The sequence below is a fragment of the uncultured Porphyromonas sp. genome (genome assembly GCF_938023125.1).
Taxonomy (GTDB): Bacteria; Bacteroidota; Bacteroidia; order Bacteroidales; family Porphyromonadaceae; genus Porphyromonas.
This window is the reverse complement of the sequence record NZ_CALHDW010000020.1, coordinates 1-2,233: the sequence shown is the minus strand read 5'-3', so window position 1 is coordinate 2,233 and position 2,233 is coordinate 1. Positions and strand designations below refer to the sequence as shown.

Sequence of the window (2,233 nt, the reverse complement as noted above, 5' to 3'; positions counted from 1 at the left end):
CAATAGAGGGATTCGTTTATATCGATCAAAAAGAGCCTGCCGAGATGGCTCTTGTAGCACTTCACTCGGACTCCATCACCTCGCATCCAACACTTGTCACCTATACAGATAAGAGAGGGTACTACCACATCAATCTAAATTCCCCCTTTGCAAAGCAATATCTCCTTGAGGTGCGATATGTTGGTTACAAAGCAACGACCGCAGAGATTGAGGGAGAAAATATCCAGGGAACGGGTCGGTATGACTTCAATTTAGAGACAACTGCACCAGCGGCTCAATTACAGGAGGTTGTCGTCACAGCCAAGCAAAAAATGGGCATCGACCGCAAAAGCTATCACTTCAGCCGAGAACAAATCAAGCAAGCTAAGAGCAGTCTTGACCTTGCCCTAACACTACCTCAAATCAAGGCAGAGGCACGCACAGGGCGAATCGCTTCTGCAACAGGAGAAGCCACTCCGCTCATCCTCATCAATGGACATTACGCAACCAACGAAGAGTTACGCTCTATACCTCCCGGCAAGATTATTCGGATAGATTACTTCGATATAGCCCCCGAGCGGTACAACACCCAAGGGAGCGTACTCGATGTAATCACCAAACCTCTGGATAACGGACACCATGCTGGCGTAGAAGCCTCAGTAGCACCCTTTGCCACCGACGCTGTTGCTCGCCTGTACTACAACTACAACTCAGGAGTACATCAATTCAAATTATTTACAAACAACTTCGTTCGTCATACGAACTTAGGGAAGCAGGAGGAACAAACATCCGAGTACACGACCACCGAGAGGCATCTATACGAATCCGTTGGGACGACTCACACAAGGCTCAACTCCCATATGCTCAAAGCAAGCTACGCCTTTAGCCAACCGAATAAACGGCATTTGGAACTATCCTTTTCCTCTTCACTAGAAAAAAGTAGCAATCCACAATCCTACGATGCCCTCGTACAAATCGGCAACGAACAACAACGTCGCCTAGGTAACATAACAAGCGGAGGACTAGTCTTCACTCCCGTAGTGGATATTTATTACGACCGCACGCTGAGCAGTGCAGGCAGTCGTCTCTTCTCCAACCTCGTCTATACACACAACCAAACGAGCACAGAATACAACTTAGTAGAGAGCCTAACCTCAACTCAAAAAACCTCTCTAGAGGAGCATCTAGAGGGCAAGACTTCTAAAAATTCACTCATAGCTCAAGTCGAATATGCCCATCCTCTAAAGGGAGGATGGCTCTATGTAGGATCTCATTTCATGTATTCTCATGCCCTCTTTCATCTCAATGGGATCAGCACAGGACAAACGCAAGACCAACAAGATCAGTGGAGAGACCGCACGTATCTCTCGTGGGAGGGGAGATGGGGTAAATTCTTCTATCGAGTCACTCCGGCCCTAAGCCTGCACTATGTATCGGCACACAAGGGATTAGACAAAGCACAAATGAGTTGGAGCTTCAATCCACGTCTCTTAGTTGGCTACCAGCTACCCAAAAACCATCGCCTTAGATGGGAAGTAGAAACAGCTAACCAAATCCCCGAACTTGGAGAGACTACCGAAGCTATGCGTCAGGTCAGAGAGGGGCTCTTTGTGCGCAACAATCCAAATTTAGAGAACTGCTACGCAGCTACAGCACGCCTCTACCACTCATGGAGTCACCCCTATATAGAACTATCCAATACCCTTGCATACAACTACACGGATAGGGATTGGGTGCTGAGTTTTGAGCGAAACGAAGTAAACGGAAAGACAGCAATCATACAGCAACGGAGCAATGCGCTCTATTCTCAATACGTCACCTTCAAAACAAACATTGGTATCAAGCCATTGGGTAGTGAGCTGTTGATCATCCGATTATACGCGCAACCTCGTTACCAACACTACCAACTGACACAGACGCGAGAGGTCTCTCTATTTTCTATCCCCGCAGGGGTTAGCGTAACCTATCAGCACAACAACTGGGGAATACAAGGCGATCTAGATCTCCCCCACCGGCGACTGTATAGTTACTTCATCTCCTCTACGGGATGGAATTCTTCCTTGTCGGGCTTTTGGAGTAAGGGACCTTGGAATCTCCGCCTCGCTGTTGAGAATCTATTCGTACCCGAATCTGATCAGACGTTTAACCATCCATTCCTAGACCTCCAGGAAAAAACCAAAGTTATGCTTCGAGACAATCGCTGGAAAGCAAGCCTGTCTCTCACCTACTATTTCTCCGTTGGGAAGAGCTTTAG

1 protein-coding gene is annotated in these 2,233 nt (G+C 47.6%); it reads left to right on the top strand.

Annotation, left to right across the window (positions count from 1 at the left end):
• A partial coding sequence (locus Q0090_RS07950) for a hypothetical protein (RefSeq protein WP_297949473.1) occupies window positions 1-2,233 on the top strand: 2,233 nt, incomplete at both ends.